Source organism: Acinetobacter sp. HA, from assembly GCF_000264725.1.
GTDB lineage: Bacteria > Pseudomonadota > Gammaproteobacteria > Pseudomonadales > Moraxellaceae > Acinetobacter > Acinetobacter schindleri.
Map to the genome: position 1 here is coordinate 63,078 of NZ_AJXD01000098.1, position 23,966 is coordinate 87,043.

The 23,966-nt window shown below is 43.3% G+C and carries 19 protein-coding genes and 1 tRNA gene; 10 read left to right on the forward strand and 10 right to left on the reverse strand.

All coding sequences use genetic code 11. The features are described from left to right. Positions 1–88 precede the first annotated feature (88 nt). From HADU_RS14460 to HADU_RS14470, 3 genes are read right to left on the reverse strand one after another with little or no spacing between them, the layout of a single operon-like run. The gene (locus HADU_RS14460; protein WP_008307506.1) at positions 89–3,196 is read right to left on the reverse strand and encodes an efflux RND transporter permease subunit; all 3,108 of its coding nucleotides are present in this window, start codon (positions 3,194–3,196) and stop codon (positions 89–91) included. 21 nt (positions 3,197–3,217) lie between these two features. Beyond that, on the reverse strand, positions 3,218–4,351 hold the full coding sequence (locus HADU_RS14465; RefSeq protein ID WP_008307508.1) for an efflux RND transporter periplasmic adaptor subunit: 1,134 nt from the start codon (positions 4,349–4,351) through the stop codon (positions 3,218–3,220). A gap of 51 nt (positions 4,352–4,402) precedes the next feature. Next, positions 4,403–5,062 carry a hypothetical protein gene (locus HADU_RS14470; protein WP_034593087.1) on the reverse strand — a complete coding sequence of 220 codons (660 nt, stop codon included), beginning with the start codon at positions 5,060–5,062 and terminating at the stop codon, positions 4,403–4,405. Positions 5,063–5,368: 306 nt separating this feature from the next. Here HADU_RS14470 and pilG point away from each other — a divergent pair, with 306 nt between their 5' ends. From pilG to HADU_RS14500, 6 genes are all read left to right on the forward strand, one after another. Continuing rightward, positions 5,369–5,752: a twitching motility response regulator PilG gene (gene pilG, locus HADU_RS14475; protein WP_004814763.1), complete on the forward strand. Its 384-nt coding sequence runs from the start codon at positions 5,369–5,371 to the stop codon at positions 5,750–5,752. 30 nt (positions 5,753–5,782) lie between these two features. Further along, on the forward strand, positions 5,783–6,151 hold the full coding sequence (locus HADU_RS14480) for a response regulator (RefSeq protein ID WP_004814764.1): 369 nt from the start codon (positions 5,783–5,785) through the stop codon (positions 6,149–6,151). 5 nt (positions 6,152–6,156) lie between these two features. After that, the gene (locus HADU_RS14485; protein WP_004814765.1) at positions 6,157–6,693 is read left to right on the forward strand and encodes a chemotaxis protein CheW; all 537 of its coding nucleotides are present in this window, start codon (positions 6,157–6,159) and stop codon (positions 6,691–6,693) included. A gap of 44 nt (positions 6,694–6,737) precedes the next feature. After that, positions 6,738–8,810: a methyl-accepting chemotaxis protein gene (locus tag HADU_RS14490; protein ID WP_004814766.1), complete on the forward strand. Its 2,073-nt coding sequence runs from the start codon at positions 6,738–6,740 to the stop codon at positions 8,808–8,810. 168 nt (positions 8,811–8,978) lie between these two features. Further along, complete coding sequence (locus tag HADU_RS14495) at positions 8,979–13,478, forward strand: Hpt domain-containing protein (protein ID WP_008307513.1); 4,500 nt, start codon at positions 8,979–8,981, stop codon at positions 13,476–13,478. A 3-nt stretch (positions 13,479–13,481) separates the two neighbouring features. Beyond that, positions 13,482–13,943: a hypothetical protein gene (locus HADU_RS14500; RefSeq protein ID WP_008307514.1), complete on the forward strand. Its 462-nt coding sequence runs from the start codon at positions 13,482–13,484 to the stop codon at positions 13,941–13,943. A 72-nt stretch (positions 13,944–14,015) separates the two neighbouring features. Here HADU_RS14500 and dapE read toward each other — a convergent pair whose 3' ends face one another. The 3 genes from dapE to HADU_RS14515 all read right to left on the reverse strand — a co-directional run bounded on the left by dapE (position 14,016) and on the right by HADU_RS14515 (position 16,413). Further along, positions 14,016–15,152, reverse strand: coding sequence for a succinyl-diaminopimelate desuccinylase (dapE, locus tag HADU_RS14505; protein WP_008307515.1), 1,137 nt, complete (start codon positions 15,150–15,152; stop codon positions 14,016–14,018). A gap of 124 nt (positions 15,153–15,276) precedes the next feature. Next, positions 15,277–15,426, reverse strand: a complete 150-nt coding sequence (locus tag HADU_RS14510; protein ID WP_034593091.1) for an entericidin A/B family lipoprotein — start codon at positions 15,424–15,426, stop codon at positions 15,277–15,279. Between the two features lie 138 nt (positions 15,427–15,564). Further along, positions 15,565–16,413, reverse strand: a complete 849-nt coding sequence (locus HADU_RS14515; protein ID WP_008307517.1) for a DUF1853 family protein — start codon at positions 16,411–16,413, stop codon at positions 15,565–15,567. A gap of 88 nt (positions 16,414–16,501) precedes the next feature. Between HADU_RS14515 and HADU_RS14520 the strand changes: the two genes are divergently transcribed. Then, positions 16,502–16,897, forward strand: a complete 396-nt coding sequence (locus HADU_RS14520) for a YbaN family protein (protein ID WP_008307518.1) — start codon at positions 16,502–16,504, stop codon at positions 16,895–16,897. A gap of 4 nt (positions 16,898–16,901) precedes the next feature. After that, positions 16,902–17,408, forward strand: a complete 507-nt coding sequence (gene elsL / locus HADU_RS14525) for a cell wall-recycling L,D-carboxypeptidase ElsL (protein WP_008307519.1) — start codon at positions 16,902–16,904, stop codon at positions 17,406–17,408. Positions 17,409–17,822: 414 nt separating this feature from the next. On the opposite strand, the gene HADU_RS14530 is transcribed toward elsL, so the two are convergent. Further along, entirely contained in the window at positions 17,823–18,851 is a 1,029-nt protein-coding gene (locus HADU_RS14530; RefSeq protein ID WP_081399017.1) for a transposase, read from the reverse strand. Positions 18,852–19,056: 205 nt separating this feature from the next. Here HADU_RS14530 and HADU_RS14535 point away from each other — a divergent pair. After that, positions 19,057–19,132: transfer RNA gene (locus tag HADU_RS14535), tRNA-Val, on the forward strand. 73 nt (positions 19,133–19,205) lie between these two features. Beyond that, positions 19,206–19,667 carry a DUF2750 domain-containing protein gene (locus HADU_RS14540; RefSeq protein WP_008307522.1) on the forward strand — a complete coding sequence of 154 codons (462 nt, stop codon included), beginning with the start codon at positions 19,206–19,208 and terminating at the stop codon, positions 19,665–19,667. 25 nt (positions 19,668–19,692) lie between these two features. Here HADU_RS14540 and HADU_RS14545 read toward each other — a convergent pair whose 3' ends face one another. The 3 genes from HADU_RS14545 to HADU_RS14555 all read right to left on the reverse strand — a co-directional run bounded on the left by HADU_RS14545 (position 19,693) and on the right by HADU_RS14555 (position 23,963). Next, positions 19,693–20,475: a YdcF family protein gene (locus tag HADU_RS14545; protein ID WP_008307524.1), complete on the reverse strand. Its 783-nt coding sequence runs from the start codon at positions 20,473–20,475 to the stop codon at positions 19,693–19,695. 98 nt (positions 20,476–20,573) lie between these two features. Beyond that, positions 20,574–23,234 (reverse strand): PepSY domain-containing protein, encoded by a 2,661-nt coding sequence (locus HADU_RS14550; protein ID WP_008307526.1) that lies wholly within the window; start codon positions 23,232–23,234, stop codon positions 20,574–20,576. A 168-nt stretch (positions 23,235–23,402) separates the two neighbouring features. Next, positions 23,403–23,963: a YcxB family protein gene (locus HADU_RS14555; protein WP_004814787.1), complete on the reverse strand. Its 561-nt coding sequence runs from the start codon at positions 23,961–23,963 to the stop codon at positions 23,403–23,405. Between the last annotated feature and the right edge of the window lie 3 nt (positions 23,964–23,966).

The following is a 23,966-nucleotide window of genomic DNA, read 5'->3' on the forward strand; positions in this document are numbered from 1 at the left end:
TCCTAAAAAATTAAGCGTTAAAGCAGAGATTATACAATAAAAAATGAGGTGAACATTTCAGAATGTCACCCCACTGTTATGCAATAAATTATGACATGATTTTACGTGTATGGCGCAGCATAAAATTTTTAAAGTCATCTAAATAAGTAAAGATGACTGGAACAACGACTAAGGTCAGTAGGGTAGAGGTGATCACCCCACCAATCACCGCATGTGCCATAGGTGCACTCTGTTCACCACCTTCACCGAGTCCAAGTGCCAAAGGAACCATACCCATGACCATAGCACTCGTTGTCATCAGGATTGGACGTAAACGGGTTTTACCAGAAGCGATAATGGCTTCATAGCGATCTTCACCACGGTCCATGGCTTTCTTGATGAAGTCAATCAGCAGGATAGCATTTTTGGTCACTAGACCCATCAACATAATGATCCCGATGATCGAGAACAGGTTCATGGTCGAGTTAAACAGGAACAGGGCTAGGAATACACCAATCAAGGACAAGGGCAACGAAGCCATGATCGCAGCTGGGTGAATAAAGCTGTTGAACTGTGAACCGAGTACAATATAAATGAACACGATCGATAGAGTTATCGCTGTCAGGGCATAACCTGCAGATTCAGCCATATCAGCATTGGCGCCTTGAGTGTCAAAGCTATAGCCCGGTGGTAAGTCAAAATCAGCCTGTACTTTGCTAATGTCCGTACCGATATCGCCTGCAGGACGACCAGCTGTATTGGCTTCTACCAGTACTTCACGCGCCAGATCACGGCGGTTAATCTGGGATGCTCCAAGTTTTTCCTCAAATTTTGTCACACTTGAGAGGGGAACCATGATTGGTTGACCATTCGCATCGGCCTTATTTGATGTGAGATACATATTTTGTAAGTCACTTGGTAGAGTACGTTTATCTTCAGTCAGGCGTAAATTCACGTCATAGGTTTCACCTTTCTCATCTTGCCAAGAGGTGACATCATCACCAGCAATTAATGGACGTATGACATTGGCAATCTGATTGACTGAAAGACCAAGATCACTTGCCAGTAATCGATTGACCTGTACACTCAGAGTAGGCTTGGGTTCTTTTAATGAACTCTCAAGGTCAACCACACCCTCTACTTTGCTAATCTCTGCCATAAAGCGGTCAGAAATTTTTTGTAATTCATCCAGATCTGGCCCTTTAATAGAGATCATGATGGGCTTTTGCCCACCAGAAACAGTTTCGTCTGCGGAGGCGACTGAAGTAATGGTAATCCCACCTACAGACTGCAAGCGCTCACGGAATTCATTGTTAAGGTCGTTCAGAGTTTTTTCACGTTCAGTCCGTGGCGTCACAGTGACGCGTAGACTGACATGGTTTTTGCCCCGGTCGGTAACCCCATTAATGACGCCATAAGTCGCACGTACATCCGGATGTTTACGGATGATCTGATCAACCTGCTGGAGTTTGGCTTGAGAATACTCCAGAGATGAATCAACCGGAGTTTCGAATTTAATCCGGATTTCACCTTTGTCTGGCACAGGTACAAATTCGGTACCAATCAATTTGGAAAGTCCGAGAGCACCGAATAGAGAAGCAACCGCAATCAGAATCGTGATTAATCTAAAACGCAGTGCCAGTTTGAGTAATTTCTCGTAGACATCGCTTAAGCCATCGAGCTTATTGGAAATCCAGGTAAAAAAGCGTTTTACCGCGTTGGGTTTTTTATTTGGATCCTTTTTACGCTCTGCCCAATGCGCAGACAGCATTGGATCCAGGGTAAAGCTGACAAACATGGAAATCAGCACAGCGGTACTTACCGCGACGCCAAACTGGAAGAAGAAACGGCCAATAATGCCGCCCATAAATGCAACGGGTAAAAAGACTGCGACAATGGTCAGAGTCGTAGCGAGAACAGCCAGACCAATTTCTTTGGTGCCATCCAGAGCGGCAGTGACATGGTCTTTGCCCATATCACTGTGACGTACAATATTTTCCCGGACCACAATGGCATCATCAATCAACAGACCAATACTGAGCGAAAGTGCCAGCAGCGTCATCATATTGATGGTGAAACCAAAGGCCCAGATAAAGGTTAAGGTACCAAGCAGGGCAATCGGTAAAGTAAGGCCAGTAATGACAGTAGAACGGAAAGAACCTAAAAATAGCAATACGATCAGTACTGCAAGCACAGCCCCTTCAATGATGGTTCGTGCCACATCGCCAATCGTTCCACGAATGCTTTTGGAGGAATCAACCACCACTTGCAAAGTAGTACCTTGCGGGAGCTGGGCTTTAATGCTTTCTAAAGTTTTATAAGTTTCATCGACAACTTCAATAACATTAGAGTCAGAACTACGCAGAATATCGATAGCCACTGCTGCCTTGCCATCCAGGAAAGCACCTGTTTCCAGTTCGGCCTGACTATCCTCAATCTTGGCAACCTGTTTCAGGAAAATAGGTGCACCATTTTTATTGGCAATGACCAGGTCCCCAAAGGCTTGTGGATGCAGCACTTTAGAATTGATTTCAATCACCAGCTCAGAATTGCCAGATTTCAGCGTACCACCAGGAACTTCAATATTTTCAGATTTCAGTGTGTTAATGACACTGTCTACACCAATCCTAAAAGCTTGTAATTTTTGTGGTTCAACCTGAATACGGATCTGACGCTGGGCATCACCGAGCAGGTTGACTGTACCCACACCGGGAACAGTACGTAGCTGCGGTACAATACGTTGATCAAGATAAGAACTTAATGATTTGAGATCCATTTTGTCGGATTCAAATACGATCGACATGACAGCATTGGCAGATGGGTCATAACGCTCAACCACGGGTTCCTGAATTTCATCACGAAAATCGGCAGTAACAGACGCAATTTTATCTCGCACATCCTGTGCAGCAGTGGTTGATGGTACATCCAGGTTAAATTCTGCCGTAATCATCGACAGGCCTTCACTGGATTGTGAAATCACCTGTTTAAGGCCAGAAATGGTATTGATCTGGTCTTCCAGTTTTTTGGTGATCTCAGATTCAACCGTTTCAGGAGAAGCACCCGGATAGTTAGTATAGACCACCACGAAAGGAAAATCCACATCTGGAAACTCTTCCACACCCATACGTTGCCAAGAAGCGAGGCCCAGTACCATCAGACAGAACATCATCATGATGGTAAATACAGGAAACTTCACACTAATACGCGTCAACCACATCTTGATAATCCTTTTATGATTTTAGTTCTGGCCAAGGGTGACGGTTTTATTAATATCGGCATCCGTGAAGCTGATTCGGCTGACCCGATCACTACTTTCAAGTCCGCGAACGACGGCAAGATTATCGTTATAACGTTGTTCTAGTACATCCACATTCACTTTAATGATCTTATTCTGGCGAACAGCCCAGACATAAGGCTTGTTCTGAATATCCCGGATAGTATCCAGAGGAATCAGCTGTCCGGAAATCTGGCGAGCACTGAGAATCTCGCCATCCACAAAGGAGCCGATACTTAAAGAAGTAATGGTTTCATTTGGACGAGCAAAGAATTCAATCTGACGACTGGCCTGATCTGCAATAGGAGAGATCCGGCTGATACTGGCAGTAAGCAGGTTTGGATTGCCCTGAATACGGTATTCAATTTTACTGCCAGTTTTCAGGTCAGCCTGCATGTCGCTCGGCACTTTAGCCTGAATTTCCAGTTGATCTGGATCGACAATTTCAAAAATGGTTTGACCGGGAGCGACAGTCTGACCTGGCTCAACCTGACGTTGGGTAATTACCCCACTAATCGGGCTGCTAATGATGCCATCCCGATCTGCCTTTTGTGCAATATCGACATTGGCCTGTTGTGCACGAACATTTTCTAATTGTGTTTGATAGTCGACACGGCTTTGTTCATATTCAGCTTTGGAAATAAAACCTTGATTGAGTAGGCGCTGCTTACGTTCCATCATGAGGCGTGCCTGATTCGCCTGTGCTTGAGCCGATGCACGATTGGCCTGGGCCTGTGCAAGACGCGCAGCATTGTCCTGATTATTCAGGCGAACCAGCACCTGACCTTTCCGAACGCGTTGCCCGACTTGAGCATTGACACTGGTCGCTGTAGCGGTCACCTGAGCCTGAATGCTACTTTGATTTACCGCACGGATAGTCCCGGTAAATGCTGTTTTTTGCACAGCATTGCCTGTCTTTACCTCAATCAGGTCTTGAGCAATCAGTTCTACATTGTTTTGATTTTTTGATGGCGTTGAATCAGCTGTTTCTTGTTTATTACATGCAGTTAAGAGCAGACTCATACAGAGCAGACTCATGACAAAAGTAGAGCGACTGGTATTATTTTTCGAAAAATAAGTATGCTGTGCAGGGTGCATAGGAGTCCTTTTTATAGCGCTGACCACAGAAGCAGCATCAGGAATAAAAGATTATTCAAGCGCTTTTAAACGCTGGATAATTCTGTCGTATTCTGCTTCCTGATTTCGATAGCGGCTTTGTAAAGATTGAATATTTTCTTTTTGTGCAGTCAGGTTTTTTTCATTGGTAACTAAGGTTTTTTTAAGGTGCTCAGGTACATTTTTACCTTTACGCAGAAATTCACGTTCCTGACGTACAAACATAATCCGATCTTTTTGTAGCTGCTTAAGTTGCTCTTGTTGGAAAGCCATTTGCTTTTTCAACTGAGAGAGTACTTCATTCTTTTTTTGTAATGCAATCTGACTATTATTATAGGCACGTTTTAACTTCTGGTCTTCTGCCTGTTGTCTGGCAAGTGCTGCGCGTTGAGGTGCCTGACGAATATCTGCTTCAACATTATAAGGTTTGGCACGCTGAATCACCTGCATATTCTGATCTAGTGCTTCATAGCCATAACGAATATGGTTAGGGGTCACGTTGCTGCTAATATTTGCTACCCCCTTATGATCATAATAACGATACCATTTTGCTTTTTGAGGCACGTTATTTGTTGCGGATGCATGGCTAATAGTCAACATGGTTTGCAGCATAAGTACCACTAAAACAGCAGTCTGCCTGATTATGGATTTTCTTTGACCTATATAAGCAGGTTTTTCCCCAAACTGGCGCATTATCGGCTCCGCGAAAAAAGTTTACTAATAAAGTTCTTTTAAAGTTGACTAAATTACTTAATTAGAAGTAATAATATTGGTATATTATTCCTAATTCCGACAATAAAAAGCTATTACCACTCAAAAAAAATCATTGAAACAGGGAAAGTGTGAAGTCGTTATTGAAATTATAATTTTTTGACTACTTGTGTAGAAAATGCTCGTTGATAATCTCTGGACAGGTATGTTAAAAATAATCGACACTTATATAAAATTCCGCTATAAGCCTGTGGTCGCTTATGGTTTCTGAATGGGAAGGGGTAAGAAATGGACGATAAATTCCAAAATCTAAAAGTGATGGTCATTGATGATTCAAAAACCATTCGTCGTACAGCAGAAACTCTTCTTCAGCGTGAAGGTTGTGAAGTCATTACCGCAGTAGACGGTTTTGAAGCATTGTCAAAAATTGCAGAAGCAAATCCCGACATCGTTTTTGTAGATATCATGATGCCTCGCCTTGATGGTTATCAGACTTGTGCCTTAATTAAAAACTCGCAAAGTTATCAGAACATTCCTGTTATTATGCTATCGAGTAAAGATGGTTTGTTCGATCAGGCCAAAGGCCGTGTGGTTGGTTCAGATGAATATCTCACCAAGCCATTTAGTAAAGATGAGTTGCTTACCGCAATCCGCAACCATATCAGTGCTTAATTTATTTGATTTTTTCTTGGGGAAATTGGCATGCCACGTATTCTAATTGTAGATGATTCACCGACCGAAACTTTTCGTTTCCGCGAAATTCTATCCAAGCACGGTTTTGACGTGATTGAAGCAGCAAATGGGGCTGATGGGGTGACCATGGCGCAGGCAGAATTGCCTGATCTGGTGTTAATGGATGTCGTCATGCCAGGGGTAAACGGTTTTCAAGCGACACGCCAGATCGCTCGTGGGGCAACAACCAAACATATTCCAATTGTCATTGTAAGTACCAAGGATCAGGCAACTGACCGTGTATGGGGTAAGCGTCAGGGTGCAGCAGATTATCTGACCAAACCTGTAGATGAAAATCAGTTAATTGATGTGATTAAGCAACACCTCAATGCAGGATAAGCGCTATGGCAGCGAATGGATTTATCGAACTGCTTCGGATTGCGAAACGGGGTAACAAAAACTACGTTTCCAATGACAACGAAGTCAACCGATGGTCAGGCATTGCTTTTGAAATGATGGGGCAATATTTTGTTGCTCCGCTCGGGGAAGTATCGGAAGTTATCTATCCGCCAAAATATACACCTGTTCCCAATACTCAGCCGTGGGTAGTGGGACTGGCAAATATTCGGGGCCGACTGCTTTCAGTTTCAGATCTGGCTCAATACATGTCTGGACATAGAAGCCAGTATTCACCTACTCAAAAAGTATTATGCATTAACCATAATGATCAGTATGTCGGCCTGGTTGTAGATCAGGTTTTGGGGATTCAACACTTTAATAAGAAAAGTTTCTTTTCTAAAACAACTGAATTAGACAAAAATTTACAGGAATATTGTCAGGGGTATTTCCACCAGCATAATCAGCAGTGGCATGTCTTTTTATTCAGTCGTTTGTTGCAAAATCCAAAATACATGAATGCATCTATAAAATTTATAAATTAATTGTCGCACGAAAGTAAAAGGGCGTAAATTCGGGGAGAAGCTTTATGGGCTTTAAGCTTAAGAAGAAAAATACAGGCGAGAGTAGCAGCCGCAGCGGCGGTAATGCTTTTTTAGCCAAGATTCAATCACAAGCAGATCAGCTATCACGTGTATTTGGTGATAGTGAAAAGTCTAAGCCACTCATTTACGGAGCAATTGGCTGTCTTGTTGCTGCAACTATCACACTGTTATACCTTTTCTATAGCGTTCCTCGTGCCAACGAACTTACACAAAGTTTGGGTGAATTGCGTCTACTTTCACAAACCATTTCGCGTCAAGCAACTGAAGCGACTGCTTCCGGCACGCCTGAGGCAATGAAGAAACTGACCGAATCACAGCAGTCATTTGCTGAAAATCTGGAAACGGTAAAAAGTATCCATTCGAATAATGAAGCCCTGCAAGCGGTAGACAAGCAATGGACTGAAGTATCTTCAAGTATTGACCTGATTTCTTCACAACAAAAAATCATTAACCAACTTTACGATACTAACATCGCGATTGGTGAAGCAATTCCAGGAATTCAGGCAGAATATAACCTGATGGTCGATCAGATGGCACGTCAGGACATGCCGTCGAACCAGGTGGTTATTGCCAAAAACCAGGTATTCATTGCAGAACGTATCTTGCGTTCGATCAGCTTGGTGTTAACCGGTACAGATGGTTCACGTGAGTCTGCAGATGACTTCAGTTCGGATACTGAAACATTCGGTGCTTACTTAAATGCACAGTTAGATGGTTCAGCACAACTGGGTGTACAACGTATCGATGATCCGAACTTACGTGAGTCATTAGAAGGTATTAAAGCTGAATATGATGATGTATTACAGTCAGCTGCATCTACAATTTTGAAAAACTCAGCGCAGATTGTAAAAGTACGTCAGGCATCTGCATCTATTTTTTCTCAATCTGACCAACTATTAGATAACCTGAACAAACTGTCAGGTGGTTCAACTTTAAAAACAGTTATTCCGGCAATATTGTTACTTACCTTCCTGGCTGGCTTCATTGTTTGCGTATTCCGTTTGCTTTCATTACGTGGTGCATCGGATAAACAGCGTGTAACTCGCCTACAAGAAGAATATGACCGTAACCAGAATGCGATTCTTCGTTTACTTGACGAAATTGCTGACCTTGCAGATGGTGACTTACGTTCATATGCAACGGTATCTGAAGACTTTACCGGTGCGATTGCTGACTCGATTAACTTCGCGATCGATCAATTACGTGATCTGGTATCGCGTATTACTGAAACATCTCAGGAAGTTGCACAATATACTGCAACTACTCAGAGCATTACCAACCAGTTAGCCGAAGCATCTGAACACCAGGCACAAGAGATTGCCGGTGCATCTGCAGCGATTAACGAAATGGCACTGTCGATTGACCAGGTATCTGCCAACGCCGAAGAGTCTGCTGTCGTTGCGGAACGTTCAGTACAAATTGCAGCAAATGGTGCAGACGTTGTACATCGTTCTATTGAGGGTATGGATACGATTCGTGAACAGATCCAGGAAACCTCTAAACGTATTAAACGTTTGGGTGAGTCTTCTCAAGAGATTGGTAACATCGTCGCACTGATTAACGATATTGCCGACCAGACGAACATCCTGGCACTGAACGCTGCGATTCAGGCATCTATGGCGGGTGAAGCAGGCCGTGGTTTCGCCGTAGTTGCCGATGAAGTACAGCGTCTGGCAGAACGTTCTGCATCTGCGACCAAGCAGATTGAAGGCCTGGTAAAAACCATTCAGACCGATACCAACGAAGCTGTAATTTCGATGGAACAGACTACTGCCGAAGTTGTGCGTGGTGCGAACCTGTCTAAAGATGCCGGTGTGGCACTAGACGAGATTCAAACTGTATCGAATAACCTTGCAAAACTGATTGCGAACATTTCCGATGCAGCAAAACTTCAGGCTGCATCTGCGGGTCATATTGCAACGACGATGAACGTTGTACAGGAAATTACTTCACAAACAACGACTGCAACCTTCGATACGGCACGTTCGGTATCTGAACTTGCTAACATGGCCGATGCATTACGTGAATCTGTATCTGACTTTAAACTTCCAGAATAAGTCAGACAAATTTGGGGGAAGGAGCGTGTCTTAATTCCGGTTAGGACACCTCCACATACAGATCAAGCCTCGACAAGATGTACTTAACTTCAAACGTTAGGTCTCGCGTGACGGTCACAATCAAGTTTGAGCGCCCTTCTTGGCGGCAGAACGTAAGAAGCCTTAGCTATGAAAGAAATATTAAAAGATCTAGTTGAAACAACAGCGCTTCCTGAAGATAGTTATCTTGATCAAGATGCTGAAATTTTAGAGATATTTGTCGAAGAGATTGAAGAAATCTTTGTCGAGTTAAATGCTTTATTGCCACAGTGGTTTGCCACACCAGATCATCAAGAAACATTAACCACCATTCGCCGCCATTTCCATACGCTGAAAGGTTCGGGTCGTATGGTCGGTGCGAAGCAGGCGGGTGAAATTGCCTGGGCAGTTGAAGATACTTTGAACCGTGTACTTTCAGGTTCAATCAAATTAACACCAGTCATTCAGAAGTTTGCGCAAGCAACTTTAAATATCTATCAATATGTATTGTATCCATGCTTTAAGCAGGTACAGCCATTAACCATTGATTTACGTCCAGTCGTACTTTTAGGACAACAATTACAAAAGCAATTGAGTCCAGAACCGGCACTTGAAGAATTATTGCTACTTGCGGACAATCTGACTGCTGAAGGTCAGCTAACAGGTCTTGAGCTTGCGGATACTGCAAAAGCAGATTCATCAGGAGTAGAGATTGCTGAAACTGCTACCGCAGAACGAGTAGAAGTTGCTGAAGAACGTACTGACCTTGAAGAAACGGTGGCGATCTTTGTTGAAGAAGCCGAGGAACATCTTGCGACAATCCATGATTTCCTAAAACATGAAAATAGTGCCAAGCAAGACTATAATGGCCTGATTCGTGCATTGCATACCCTGCGTGGCAGCTCTTCTATGGCACAGATTGATGATATCTGTGAGGCCAGCGTTAAAGTAGAGAATTTATTTAAAACGCTGGTTCAGGATGAAATTGCTTCAACTTCCAAAGAAACAGCACTATTACAGCAATATTCAGAATTTATCGGTGATTATTTACATCTATTGAAACAAGGTAATACTGAAAAGCTGGCAGGGATTTCTGCTACTTTTGAGGATGCCTGGGATACCTATGGCTTTACTGTGACTGAACAGCAGGATGCTGATCAATCTCAAGGTATGGTTACACGTCTGGTTGAACTGAATATTGATCAGTTACTGGATGCCGAATTTGAGTTTGATAAGCGGGTACTTGAAGAATATCCAGATTATATTGAAGCTTTGAGCCAGCAAGCCGCAGAGCTGATGGTACATACGGATAACCGTGCATCGATCGGTATTCATGAATTCGCATCCCAGTTAAAAGAAGCTTATGATGCTTTGCTGGCGAGACCGGTCTTGCTTGAAAGTGATTATGCCTTCGAACTGTTTGCACAGGCACACCAGGAATTTATTCACCTGTTCGATACGCTCGCGGCAGGACAGCGGGTGATTTTGAATGCCGAAGTTGAAAAACTTCTGGCGGATCTGTCTGCCTTTGTACAGCAAGACATCGAAGTATTCGCTACAGACAAAGTTGTTGAAACTGAGGTATCTGCGCCAGTAGAGTCGGATATATCCACAGCAGTTGATTTTACTGGGCTCAGCCAGCGTATTGCAGTTGATCGTCAGCAGCAGGACGCTGAAGATGCGAACCGTGATTTCGATGAAGACTTGCTGGATATCTTCCTGGAAGAAGCAGATGAGTTGCTGGCAGGCATTGATGAAGACCTGAATACCTGGTCCAAAGAACCTGAAAATACCCACTCATTGAACAATCTGATGCGTTATTTGCATACCCTGAAGGGGGGTGCAAACATGATTGCTGCCACGCATATCGGTTCGATTGCACATGAGCTGGAAAGTATTTATGAGCGCGTGATCCGTCAGCAGATTACCGTAACACCTGCATTGATCCAGATTATCCGACTGGTACAGGATAACGTGTCAGACCGTATCCAGAGTATTCGTGATAATAAGATTGATTATCCGGCACCTGAAGCTATTCATATGCTGCAAAATATCCAGGCACTTGTGGCTGGAACAGCTACTGCAACTCCGGTAGCTGCTGTTGAGACGGTAGAAGCAGAGACTTCTGTAGAACTAGAAGTTATTGACGATGCATCAGAATCTGCTGAGATCGTTGTGGAATCACAAGCGCTTGAGCGAGTAGACAGCTTTGAAACTGAATCTGTTCCTGCATCAGATGAGCAAATTCAGGAAGACCAGTCAGGCGAAACACTTACGGCTGAGTCAGCTGAATCTATGCTTGCTGATGAAGATGATCTGCAAACGATTGTTGAAGAAACCTTCCTGGAAGAATCGCAAGAGATTCTGGAAAATGCAGAAAAATTACTGAACCAATGGTTCGATCAGCGAAGTGACCGTAGCTTATTGCTGCAACTTCAGCGTGCTGCCCACAGTATCAAGGGTGGCGCCCGCATGATCAGCAATGAAAGCATCGCAAGTATTGCTTATGGTCTGGAAAGTGCATTTGAACAGTTTGCTGTTCATCATTTTAACTCCAATGCCTATGACAGTCTGCTACAAAAGACCCTGAAATGGCTGGGTCAAGCCATTTTTGATCATGATTACAATGGTTTTGAGCAAATCAAAGCAGCGCTGGATGCGATTGAGTTTGTAGATGTCACTGCACAGCTACCTGAACGTCTGACCAAAACTGAAAATCTGGAAGTTACAACTGGTTTCGAGTTTGTCCAGGGTGATGGTACTGAACCACCAAATATGATGGGTGAGTGGAATGAGAACACCTCAAGCGATAGCAATAACGAGATGATCCGTATTTCAGCCGAATTGGTCGAGAAGATGATTGACCTGTCAGGCGAAAATGCAATTAACCGTTCGCGTATCGAGATGGATCTGGGGCAACTCGGCAATACCTTAAATGAGATGGAACTGGCGATCAAACGTCTGGCTGATCAGCTGCGCCGTATGGAAGGCGAGCTGGAGTCTCAGATTATTGCCAAACATGGCTCAGAAAATTCACGCTATGCTGACTTCGACCCCTTGGAGATGGACCAATATTCATCCCTGAATCAGTTATCTAAATCTCTTGCTGAATCTGCATCGGACTTGGTCGACTTTAAGACCACGTTGGCAGAAAAAATCCGTGATACCGAAGGTTTGCTATTGCAACAATCGCGTATCCAGGCTGAGATTCAGGAAAGTCTGATGCGTACCCGTCTGGTACCATTTGACCGTATGTTGCCACGTTTACAACGTATTGTACGTCAAACTTCGACCACACTGAACCGTCCGGCAGAGCTGATTGTTCAGAATACCGAAGGTGAACTCGACCGTACCATTCTGGAACGTCTGGTAAACCCATTTGAGCACATGCTGCGTAATGCGATTGACCATGGTCTAGAAGATACTGCAGAACGGCTTGCGCTGAATAAGCCAGAAGTCGGTTCAATTGTCCTGAACATTAGCCGTCAGGGTACCGACGTCATTATCTCCTTTAGTGATGATGGTAAGGGGATTGATGCGGAGAGTATTCGTGCTAAAGCCATCAGTCTGGGCTTGATCAAAGCGGAACAGCAGGTGGATCAGGAAGAATTGCTGCAATTCATCTTCCATCCAGGTTTCAGTACGGCTAAAGCAGTCACCCAGATTTCGGGTCGAGGTGTTGGTCTGGACGTGGTACAAAGCGAAATCAAAACGCTGGGCGGTCACGTTTCGGTAAATTCTGAACTGGGCAAAGGCACGACCTTTACGATTCGCGTACCGACCACTGTGGCAGTCAGTGATGCCTTGATGGTGAAAGCAGGTGACCAGCAATTTGCCATTTCTCTGGCACAGATTGACCGTATTGTCCGTATTGCACCAGCAACACTGGAAACTTACTTCAACAGTAAGGATGATTACTTCAAGATTGATGGTGTGAACTACAAGCTGCGCTATCTGTCTGAGTTTGTCTCTAATCAGCCAATTCCACGTTTGAACAATGTCGCGCATTCATTACCAGTACTCCTTATCAAGGGTAATGGTGGTCAAAGTATCGCTTTGCTGGTGGATCAATTAGTTGGCTCACGTGCACAGATTGTAGTAAAACCAATTGGGCAGCAGTTTGCCAGTGTCGGTGTAATTGCAGGTGCAACCATTCTTGGTGATGGTCAGGTCTGTCTGATTCTGGATGGTCAGAATATTGCCCGTCAGGTTCAGGCGACTCAGCGTATCAAACAGTTATCTGATCAGCAGGATCTGTCGCGTCGTGGTAATGCACGTCGTCTGGTCATGATTGTCGATGACTCGGTAACTGTACGTAAGGTAACGTCACGTCTGTTAGAGCGTCAGGGTTATGATATTGTCACTGCCAAAGATGGTGTCGACGCGATTGAACAGTTGGAAAATGTCCGTCCAGACCTGATGTTGCTGGATATTGAAATGCCACGTATGGATGGTTTCGAAGTAATTAACCTGGTTCGCCATCATGATATTCACCGCAACTTGCCAATTATCATGATCACCTCACGTACTGGGGAGAAGCATCGTGAGCGTGCCTTCAGTCTGGGTGTGACACACTATATGGGTAAACCGTTCCAGGAAGCGGAGCTGCTTGCCAATGTTCAAGAATTAATTGCTGCTCAACAGGGGTAATGAATGAATAGTCAGACTAATGTGAACGCAGTGTCGGCCGATAAAATCAGCCAGCAGGAGCTACAGCATCTCATTACCGTATCTACGGGATTTATTGATGCGTATATCATCGACTGTCATGGCAAGGATCCGATGTTGCTGCCGCAGAACATTGTTCTATCAGCGCTGGATAGTGCTACACAGGTAAAAACTGTAGAGTGGCATGATGCACAACTTCCAGTTTATGCAGTGAATGATCCAGACCGTAAGAATGGTGTAGCATTAGTCATTGAAGGGGATGAAGCGAATCAGCGTTTTGCCCTGATGTGCAATGAAATGCCAAAGACTATCCGTTTACGTATTTCGGAAATTGTCGATGATGAACGCGAAGTGACAGATCCGACGATTTTCCAGTATGTACGTATGGGCGAGGCGATGTACCATATTCCGCAGATGGCACATATTCAGTCCTTGGTCGGCCATTAAGCTATATAGATCTAAGAATATAAAAAAGGAACTCAACGGAGTTCCTTTTTATTTGGAGCTTTTCAATCTGGCTTAGTTTGCCAACAGATTGATCAGGATTTTTTCGTAAATTTCAGCCAGTGGTTCCAGATCTGCAATATCGACATGCTCATTAATCTGGTGAATCGTTGCATTCAATACGCCTAGCTCAAGGACTTGAGCACCGGTAGGGGCAATGAAACGGCCATCTGAAGTACCTCCAGAAGTTGACAGTTCGGTTTCAGTACCAGTGACATCACGAATCGCATCTTTTGCAGCATTCACCAGTTCACCGACTGGTGTCAGGAATGGCAGGCCAGATAAAGTCCACTGAATGTCATATTCCACACCATGACGATCCAGAACTTCTAAAGTGCGTGCTTTTAATTCGTCAGCAGTCACTTCAGTTGAATAACGCCAGTTGCACAGCAAATTCATTGTGCCTGGAACAACGTTGGTTGCACCTGTGCCAGCATTGATATTGGAAATCTGGAAAGAGGTTGCCGGGAAGTATTCATTGCCATTATCCCAAACAGTTTCACAGAGTTCAGCGATGGCTTTAGATGCAGTATGAATTGGATTCACAGCAAGATGCGGATAGGCCACATGACCTTGTTTACCTTTGACAGTCAGGTTGGCATTCAATGAGCCACGACGGCCGTTTTTAACAATATCACCAAGTTTATTGGTACTAGATGGTTCACCTACCAGACACCAGGTAATTTTCTCATTACGCGCTTCTAAGGCCTGAATGACTTTTACTGTACCATTGATTGATGGACCTTCTTCATCAGAAGTGATCAGGTAAGCAATTGAACCTTTATGATCTGGATATTTCTCTACAAAGCGCTCAGTAGCAACGACCATGGCTGCCAATGCAGTTTTCATATCTGCACTGCCGCGACCATAAAGTTTACCATCACGGATTTCTGGCAGGAACGGGTCAGAGTTCCAGGCATCCAGATTGCCGGTTGGCACTACATCTGTATGACCTGCAAAACAGAACACCGGGCCTTCCGTCCCTTTGCGCGCCCAAATATTATCGACATCTTCAAAACGCATGTTTTCGATGTTGAAGCCTACCTTTTTCAGGCGTTCTGCCATGATGTTCTGGCAATCATGATCGACTGGAGTAACGGAAGGCTGACGTAACAGTTGCAGGCTTAAATCGAGAGTTGCGGAAGATGTCATATGAGATTCATTCATAAATCAAGAATATTGTGTGCACTATGATAGGCGAAGAAATAGTAATTTGGGAATCTCAGGCATAAAAAAACCCTGACAAGCGCAGGGTTCTTTTACTAAGGCAATAAGATTAGTTGCGGTGAATTTTATCAGCAGTTTTTTCTGCTGTACCAGTCACGGCTTCACCCGCTTTAGACACATCTTTACCAACGCCTTTCACAGTATTACAACCTGTAAGTACAAATGCCAAGATTAAAGAAGTTGCAAGAATTTTTTTCATCATCATCTCCGTGTTATCAATAATAAAATTATTATGATGTGGAAGTTAGATTAGAAAATATACGAAAGAAAAAATATATGGTTTTCATAGTGCTTGCGTAAATTAATGTAATAGTTATCAAATTTTTCAGTAAATATCCTAGATCAGTGTCGGGACACGGAACATATAGAAATCTCCGCTGAGTGCCGATTTATATAAGCCATTAGTCCACCACTGTGGATAGTCACTGCTCATATGCCGGTTTGGATAGATCCATTCATGTCGTTGCAAACGATAAAAGCCTTGTTCCCGGTCTGGAATCTGATAGCCCCAGCTGCCCAAACGCCGTCCTGTATTCACCCAGTCTGGAATAGGCGCGCTGCGATGGACTGGTAAATACAGTTGTCCCTTCAATATGCAGAATCGCTGATCAATCGGATAATCCAGCGCATCCGGAAACTGGAACTGTTTTTGGGTGAAATGCTGCAACTTGCGATTCAAGGTATCGCTTCGGTTTAAGCCATACCAATGCGGCAAGCTAAAATCTGCTTCAGCCAGATAGTATTTTAAAGCAATTTCCCAGTGTTCAATTTTTCCGCTGATTTTATTGAACAGCAGAAAATCGAGTTCACCAAAGGTTCTGGATCCGTCAATCTTCTGAATACTATGTCCAAGCAGGGTATAGGGATGATAACCCTTATCCAGCAGCCAAAACCAGATCAGCATTTCGAAACGCAGTCCAAGACGGGTACTTTTGAGTTGTGCAACAAAGTTTTCCAAAGCCTGTGGATTTTGATCCAGTTCTAAAAGTCGTGGATGATAATTTTCCAGATATTGTTGCCACATTTGATCTGAATGCAAGTAAAAGGCATGCTCTAGTTCAAGTTTGTCAGGCACCTGAGAAAGGATATTTGGACTGCCAACAGCGAATGCCAGCTGACGTACCAGTGGATGCTGATACTGTTGCCACGGTTCAATAAAGTCCTGAGTCAGGCAGGGTACAGGCATGAAGAGTCCTAGCTAAATATGCAGAAATACAACGGATAAGAATCAAAAACACCTTATACTACCCCAATTCCATGGTTAGGGTTGCTGTATGAAAGTGTTGTTTTGGCGAAGTCTGGTGGTCATTTTTGTGACATTAGGCTTTATAGGTGCGGTTTTGCCTGGCATGCCAACAACGGTTTTCTTGATTCTGGCCACATGGGCTGCCTCTAAAGGCTGGCCGCAGATGGATGAGTGGCTGCTGAATCACCCTAAATATGGACAGACTTTACGCGACTGGCGTGCCAATCGGACCGTGCCGCGTAAAGCCAAATGGTTTGCCAGTATCATGATGCTGGTTAGCGGGATTATCATGTTATTTACCAATGCACCGCTGGCTGTCAAAATCTTTACTGATCTGACCATGCTAATCGTGGCAATCTGGTTATGGTGCCGCCCGGAACCCAAGCCAATCTCTGAAAAGCATATACCGTCTGAAAGGGAATAAATGTATGCAGCAATGGACTATAGAACAAGCCGATATTCAGATTGATCTGGCTGCACAAAAACTGTATCTACCTCGTTTTGCCAAGAGTTATTCAATTTCAAGTGGTAAAAATGGTATCGGAGAAATAGAAAATAGTGGTAAAACGCCTCGAGGCTGGCATAAAGTTACGCAAAAAATCGGGGCTGATACACCATTGAATAGTGTATTCATTGCCCGTCAGGCTACAGGAGAGATTTATTCTGAATCACTGGCAGCAGAATTTCCCAATCGGGACTGGATTCTGACCCGGATTTTATGGCTGAGTGGTTTGGAAGACGGTTTTAACTATGGTGAAGGTTGTGATACTTACCGCCGTTATATCTACATTCATGGCACGCCAGATACAGAACCGATGGGGATACCAATGTCACATGGCTGTATCCGTATGCGTAATACCGACCTGATCGAGCTGTTTGATCTGGTTAATGAGCAGGCTCTGGTTTATATCTCAGAACATTCTTTAGAAAAATAGTCTCTTACCAATGTTTTCATGGCTCCTATTTTAAATCTCTACAGAGAGTGAGATGGAGTAGAGAGCGTAAAAGGATTTTATCTCACTATTCACATTTAAATATGAATGACCAGACAGCTTTAGAGCATGATGAAAAGCATCGTTTGCCTTTGAAATAAGCTGAATTTCCTCCTAAATCGAAAAATATGGCATAAATCCCGACTTATTTTTGATTAAAAATAATTGCAGATACGTTTTTACATGATCACAACGTGTCCTTAAATAAAGCTTTGTATACTATTTCAGTGAAATAGCGGCTTTTGGACCGTACGGTGTATATAACGAACGATCCAGCAAGCAATGAATACCGCCTTATCTGAGTTCGAGATTCAATAAATTTCGGTATAGACTTAAAAAATTAGGACTTACGCACTGTTATTTATAGACTCTCTGTGGTAGCAGATGATTTTTATCGAGAATAAAGTCATCAATGAAGTTTTTGATCATTGGTCTAAATAATTTCTTCTGCCAATGATATACATTTTCAAAGATCCCCTCAAACTGGTTCTTTTGTATCTCAACGTAGGCCATTAAGGCTGAAAAAATATGATTCAAAATCAGTTTAGACCGTCTTACTTGAAACTTTTCAATATGACAAACCTGTTTAATCACTCGGTGATATTGTTCTATTTTCCAATGACTTGAATGTAATTCATGAAAACCCTCAAAGGACAATAAATCATCTTCATCTTGATGCACAATATAAAACCTCTGCTGTTCTTTTAACTGAGTCTTAAATAATTGTACAAAGCCAAAATCTTTGAGCCAGACCACTTGACCCTGATGGAAATCTGGCAATAAACGCAGTTGAAACCATTGTCCTTTTTCTGGGGAAACCTTACGGTTACTGTCGACACCAAACATAAATCGAATACCATATTTTCTTATGGTTTTTAGATTTTCAGTCGATGAATACCAACTATCACCTGTAATAAATTGAATCTTTGCACCCCAACTGAGTACTTCACTTAACATATCCATAAAGTAATCATTCTTGGTTTTACTTTCAGATTTGTCATAAATTCGGAAATTAATTGGAATATTTTGACCATTTTGATCTGTCGCATACAAGGTAATGAGATTAATACCTTTGACGGATCGGTGGTGTTTGCCTGACCAAAAATAGCTAACTAAGTCCATATGCTGACTATACGGTTTATCTAAAACAGTATCATCAATACTGACTATAAGTTTATTATTATCAATATGTTGAATTGCTTCTTGATATAGGTCGTGAGGTGTGTAGTCTTCACGCTCTAGAAAGCGATTTACACTATCATGCGAGATATTATAAGTCTCGGCAAGTTGTGTGCAGCTAATAGAGTTCGGTTCTGTCATGAGAAAGCCCATATAAATGGGTAATGTACAAGTTGCTGTAGAAGCATGTTTAATTCGTCTGATCACAGATACTTTATAAAGTATTTTAATACTTTTTTGAATCTGTCAATGCGTAAGTCCTAAAAATAAACAAAAAGTGTTGTTTTTTTTGGCGATCAACCTATTTTTTAATCACTCGAACCTAAAAAGTGGAAAACATTCGGAAAAGCGTTTGACACGCTGTGAAGATTCTCTATAATGCACCTCATCAAGCGATGAAGTCGATTTGAAAGGGCGCTTAGCTCAGTTGGTAGAGCGTCTGCCTTACAAGCAGAATGTCGGCGGTTCGATCCCGTCAGCGCCCACCATATTCTCTCTTGCTTAAAATCTCAATTTTTCTTAGAATCCTAAGTCTATAATAATTTATAAGATTTCATGGCTATGAGAAATCCATATCAGCGCAAGGCCGCGGCTAAAGCTCAAAATACTCCTTACGATCCTCTACAAGTTTATAAACAGTTCATCGAAACAATTGTGGTACAAGGCTGCATTTACGCCTTATACCAAGATGGCTGGGCACTCTGTGCAACGCCAACAGGGCAAAAGGCTTTTGCAACCTGGCAGAGTAAAGGCTTGGCAAAACTGCTCATCAAAGATAACTGGGAAAAATACGAAATTCAGGAAATCAGCTTTAAAGACTTTATTGAAAAAGTGATTCCTTTCCTGCGTGAAGAGCATACCGCTTTATCTCTAGATCTGACGCCTGAAGGGCAAAATATTCTGGTTGCACCAGAAAAAATGCTGCTGGATATCAAGAATTATCTGTATCAGATTTATGTGCAGAAGCCGGAGATCTTTAAAAGCGGTCATATTCCATTGCCACGCCAAATCCGATTGCATTGATTTTCATCTTTTAAATAACTCTTTTTTAATATTCATTCAGCAACCAGCCGCTAAGAAAAGCAAAATACTCGCGTAGCCACGAGTTATAGCGAATATATAGTGGTGTTTCTGCGCTAATACTGATGACCTGTGTATAGCCCTGATGTCTGGCTATGGCACGAGCACGAATGCTATGAAAGTCACTGGTGACAATGGTAATTGGATCATTCAAAGTAATCTGATGACTTTTTAAAATCTTTTTGGAGTTGATCAGATTGAGTTCGGTGCTGGTACTTTGATCTTCCATTACAACTGGATTACGAACAGCAGGATATGACTGTTTAAGGTAAGCCTGCATCACTTCGGCTTCAGTATATTTCTCCTGAAAACTCAAGCCGCCCGTCATAATGATCAATGCTTCTGGATGCAATTGTGCATATTTAGCTGCAGTGTCGAGACGTTTTTGCAAGGTTGGCGAGGGTCGGTTGTTTTCTATACCACTACCTAAAACCAGGATTGCCTTGGTTGGCAATTGGGTATTATCACTATTGATATTGCTTTGAATATAGCCAAAGAAGATCAGAACACTGGCAACCCAGGTAAAAAATCCAATCCACATCCATTTCCATACATTGGAACGAAACCTGGAGTGCTGGTGCCATTGCTGGAAATAGGAAAAGAACAGGGCGTAAATAATCAGTAACACGCCAATCAATAGTGGTAGCAAGATTCCCAGATGAATCTTGTTCTGTAAGAGTAACCAGAGACTGTCTGCACTCAGTAAAATCCCTACAATACTACTGATCAGGCGTTTATAAAAATCTGACATGAATAATCCTGTAATTTTCATATTTTATTGTAGGTATTTCAGTTCTATAGGCAAGAAAAAACCGGGCAACATGGCCCGGTTTTTCTATCATTCACTGATTAATACACATCACGGCGATAACGACCGTCCTGACGTAATTGATCAACAGTTGATTCACCTAGAATATCAATCAGTGCCTGATCGACATCACTGGCCATGCCATCAATGCTACCGCAGACATAAATCACAGCACCATTGTTCACCCAGGTTTTCAGCTCATCCGCCTGTTCACGGAGCTTGTGATGTACATAAACTTTTTCAGCCTGATCACGTGAGAATGCCAGATCCAGACGTTTTAGTGTACCTACAGTCAACCAGGCTTCCAGGGTTTCCTGATAGAAGAAATCGTGTGCACGCTGACGTTCACCGAAGATCAGCCAGTTTTCATTATAGTCCTGACGGTTACGAGTATGCAGTAAACTCATCAGGCCAGCGATCCCGGTACCATTACCAATACAGATAATTGGGCGGTTATCATCCACCAGATGGAAGGAATCATTGCTGCGAATACGCAAGGCAATAGGTGCATTGAGTGCAGCATATTGTGTTAACCAGCCTGAACCTAGACCAAGTTCACCAGAGGTATCCTTTTGCTGACGAACCACCAGACGTAAGATCTGTTGGCTTGGAATACTGGCAATAGAATATTCACGTGTTGGTAACACGGGTAACTGATTCAGTAATTCTTCTGAAGAAATAAATGGGAAAATTGGCTGAGTCAGATCACGATTCCAAAGGATGTCTTCTATACGTTGCTGCATAGAGGCAACCACAGTACCTGCAGGAATTTGGTGTGCTGCCAGGAATTGCGCAATGCGTTCAGCACTGTTCCCTGGCTGGATTTCTGCAATATCACCCGCTTGCCATTGTGCTTCATGTTCAGGTTTAAATTCCAGGTTAAAGGCTGGAGCTCCCAGACTGCCTGGATTCAACACCTCACGTTTTACAAGGGTCCAATGGTCAAAGGTTTTATCAATGTCCATGGCCTGAAGTTCTAGCTGAGTTGACTGAGCGAGTGCGGCATTCCATTGCTGGATATGCTCGTTACTGGCATTGTCGACTTCAATAGTGGCAAATAATTGCTGAGCACCATTATTTTTCAGCCATTGATCAATACGGTGACCAAAACTACAGAAAGTATCCGGATATTCTTTAGAACCCAGCGCCAGTACAGCATAATGAAGATGATTCAGGTCAGCCTGACCGGATATAATTTTCTTCTCAAATGACGAAGCCAGGTCTGGTGCTTCACCGGTACCATAAGTACTTGCAATAAAGAGCACCTGTTCAGCCTGTTGCAGATCAGCCAGCGTCAGCTGTTGTACGGATTTTACCGTTGCTGGTTGATGCGCTTGTTGTAAGGCTGTTGCGGTACGCCATGCCAGCTGTTCAGAAACACCGGTTTGTGTGGCATAAGCAATCAGCCAAGGCTTGGCATTTGGATCAATATCGACGGCTGTAGCGCCTTGACGTGCGGCAAGGGTTAATTTCTTCTGTTTACGACGCTTCAGATACAGCATCCAGCCGGTCACAAAGAAAAGTGGCATCAGCAGTGACGCGACCATGGCAAAGAACTGATAAATCGGACCAAAGAAGCTGCCACGGTGCACCGGTAGCATACTGCTCATGATCTTTTCATTCAGCTTTTTGTCTTCATACATTTCTACCAATGTAAAAGCTGCATCCTGATAGTTATAAGTAGCATTATTACGGGCACGCTCATGCTGAACTTCAACATCGGTAAAGCTGAGTTTCAGTTCACCATCGGCTTTATTAGGAATATTAAAAGTAACTGTTGAATATTTGTCATTGAATTCATTCTGGAAACCTGCCCAGCTCTTGTTCAATGCAGTAAGTAAAACGGTATCATCAACACCTTTCTCACGACCTTCACCGCGATTTTCGCGCTGACCTTCGCTTTGTGGACCGCGTTCGCCTGCACCTTCACCACGAGAACCACGTTGACCTTCACCACGTGATTCGCCAGCACTACGACCTTGTTCTGCACCACCACGGCCGCCTTGACCTTGCTGCATTTCAGGTTGTGGACGTTCTACACCCAGCACCTTGAACATACCATTGCGCCACCAGTCATAAGACCAGTACAGTCCGGTACACGCCAGGATCAGGTAAAAAATCACGACCCAGGTTCCAACAACCGCGTGCAGATCCCAGATAAAGTTACGACCTTTCAGTTGCGGCTTCACAGCTAGCCACTGCTTCACTGAATGGCGTTTTGGCCAGCGTAGGTAAAGACCCGACAAGACAAAGAAAATCAGCATCAGGGCACAGGCACCTGTGATCTGCTTGCCAACAGGACCCATGGTTAAATAACGGTGTAGCTGCTGTATGAACTGGAAGAACTCGCGGCCTTTGATTTCAGGCAGTACTTCAGCCGTATATGGGTTGACCATCATGTTGTAGCCACGACGAGCACCTTCTTTGGCAATATTAACCGTACTGGATCCTGTTGGACTGGCATCCAGGCTCACGCTGTTGATCTGCATTTCAGGATTTTGCTGCTTAAAGTGCTGATACAGCTCAGCCGGGCTGAGTTTCGGCCCGGATTGTGCCTGTACGGTATAACTGTCCGTATTGATCCATTTCAGGATCTGTTGTTCATAGGAATATATCGCCCCGGTAACGCCCATAATTGACAGGACCAGACCGGCAGTAATTCCAAGAAACCAGTGGATCTGGAAAAAGGTTTTTTTAAACATGGTCGTTGGATGAAAATACGAATATTAGAAAATGGTCTGATTATAAAGGAATATCGCAATAGAATGATGGATTTTGCGGATAATATTTATTCTCATTATCGTTTACAGTTATAAATACAAAAAAACCTCCGTACCCAGGTAGGAGGTTTTTTTTAATGAAAGTTCGTATCAGATTTCTTTCGGTTCGCCTACTTCTTCACGTAAATGCTTGCGAATGGTTTCGAATGAGAAATTTTTGCTATCCAGGCGTTTTGGCAGGATATAAGCACCTTGCTGACCTTTAACTTTGAAATTAACCAGCATGAATTCAGGTGTATTGTACCATTCATAGATGTCTTTCCAGCCAATCGCACCTACACCTTCTTGTAGACCCATTTTCTGACGCATCACGATCCCGTGAGGTTGTACACCCAGACGAATACCTTTAATTTCCTGAACTGGAAATTCGTTCATCTTACGCTTTACATACCATTCCAGACCAAAAGTACGGATCAGGTAGTACAGCACCACACACACCAGTGCCACCCAGCAAAAAATCGTAGAATAGTTCTTGAGCATGATAATGCCCAGAATAGAAAGTGCCACAACTGCACCCATGATCAGCCAGGCTTTCATGCCAATTTTATTGGTACTGCGCCAGATCATTAGCTGAGCATGACGTTGTTCCTGTTCTGTCACTTCATAGTTCACAGGCTGTAGGGTATAGGCGTATAAATTTTTCGCGGTCATAGT

Coding starts and splice junctions, on each gene's coding strand:
- HADU_RS14485 (WP_004814765.1), top strand. CDS start 6,157: ATGGCAGCGAATGGATTTATCGAACTGCTTCGGATTGCGAAACGGGGT.
- HADU_RS14520 (WP_008307518.1), top strand. CDS start 16,502: ATGAAAGTGTTGTTTTGGCGAAGTCTGGTGGTCATTTTTGTGACATTA.
- HADU_RS14510 (WP_034593091.1), bottom strand. CDS start 15,426: ATGAAAAAAATTCTTGCAACTTCTTTAATCTTGGCATTTGTACTTACA.
- HADU_RS14515 (WP_008307517.1), bottom strand. CDS start 16,413: ATGCCTGTACCCTGCCTGACTCAGGACTTTATTGAACCGTGGCAACAG.
- HADU_RS14490 (WP_004814766.1), top strand. CDS start 6,738: ATGGGCTTTAAGCTTAAGAAGAAAAATACAGGCGAGAGTAGCAGCCGC.
- HADU_RS14540 (WP_008307522.1), top strand. CDS start 19,206: ATGAGAAATCCATATCAGCGCAAGGCCGCGGCTAAAGCTCAAAATACT.
- elsL (WP_008307519.1), top strand. CDS start 16,902: ATGCAGCAATGGACTATAGAACAAGCCGATATTCAGATTGATCTGGCT.
- HADU_RS14465 (WP_008307508.1), bottom strand. CDS start 4,351: ATGCACCCTGCACAGCATACTTATTTTTCGAAAAATAATACCAGTCGC.
- HADU_RS14495 (WP_008307513.1), top strand. CDS start 8,979: ATGAAAGAAATATTAAAAGATCTAGTTGAAACAACAGCGCTTCCTGAA.
- HADU_RS14460 (WP_008307506.1), bottom strand. CDS start 3,196: ATGTGGTTGACGCGTATTAGTGTGAAGTTTCCTGTATTTACCATCATG.
- HADU_RS14480 (WP_004814764.1), top strand. CDS start 5,783: ATGCCACGTATTCTAATTGTAGATGATTCACCGACCGAAACTTTTCGT.
- pilG (WP_004814763.1), top strand. CDS start 5,369: ATGGACGATAAATTCCAAAATCTAAAAGTGATGGTCATTGATGATTCA.
- HADU_RS14550 (WP_008307526.1), bottom strand. CDS start 23,234: ATGTTTAAAAAAACCTTTTTCCAGATCCACTGGTTTCTTGGAATTACT.
- dapE (WP_008307515.1), bottom strand. CDS start 15,152: ATGACATCTTCCGCAACTCTCGATTTAAGCCTGCAACTGTTACGTCAG.
- HADU_RS14500 (WP_008307514.1), top strand. CDS start 13,482: ATGAATAGTCAGACTAATGTGAACGCAGTGTCGGCCGATAAAATCAGC.
- HADU_RS14555 (WP_004814787.1), bottom strand. CDS start 23,963: ATGACCGCGAAAAATTTATACGCCTATACCCTACAGCCTGTGAACTAT.
- HADU_RS14470 (WP_034593087.1), bottom strand. CDS start 5,062: ATGCGCCAGTTTGGGGAAAAACCTGCTTATATAGGTCAAAGAAAATCC.
- HADU_RS14545 (WP_008307524.1), bottom strand. CDS start 20,475: ATGTCAGATTTTTATAAACGCCTGATCAGTAGTATTGTAGGGATTTTA.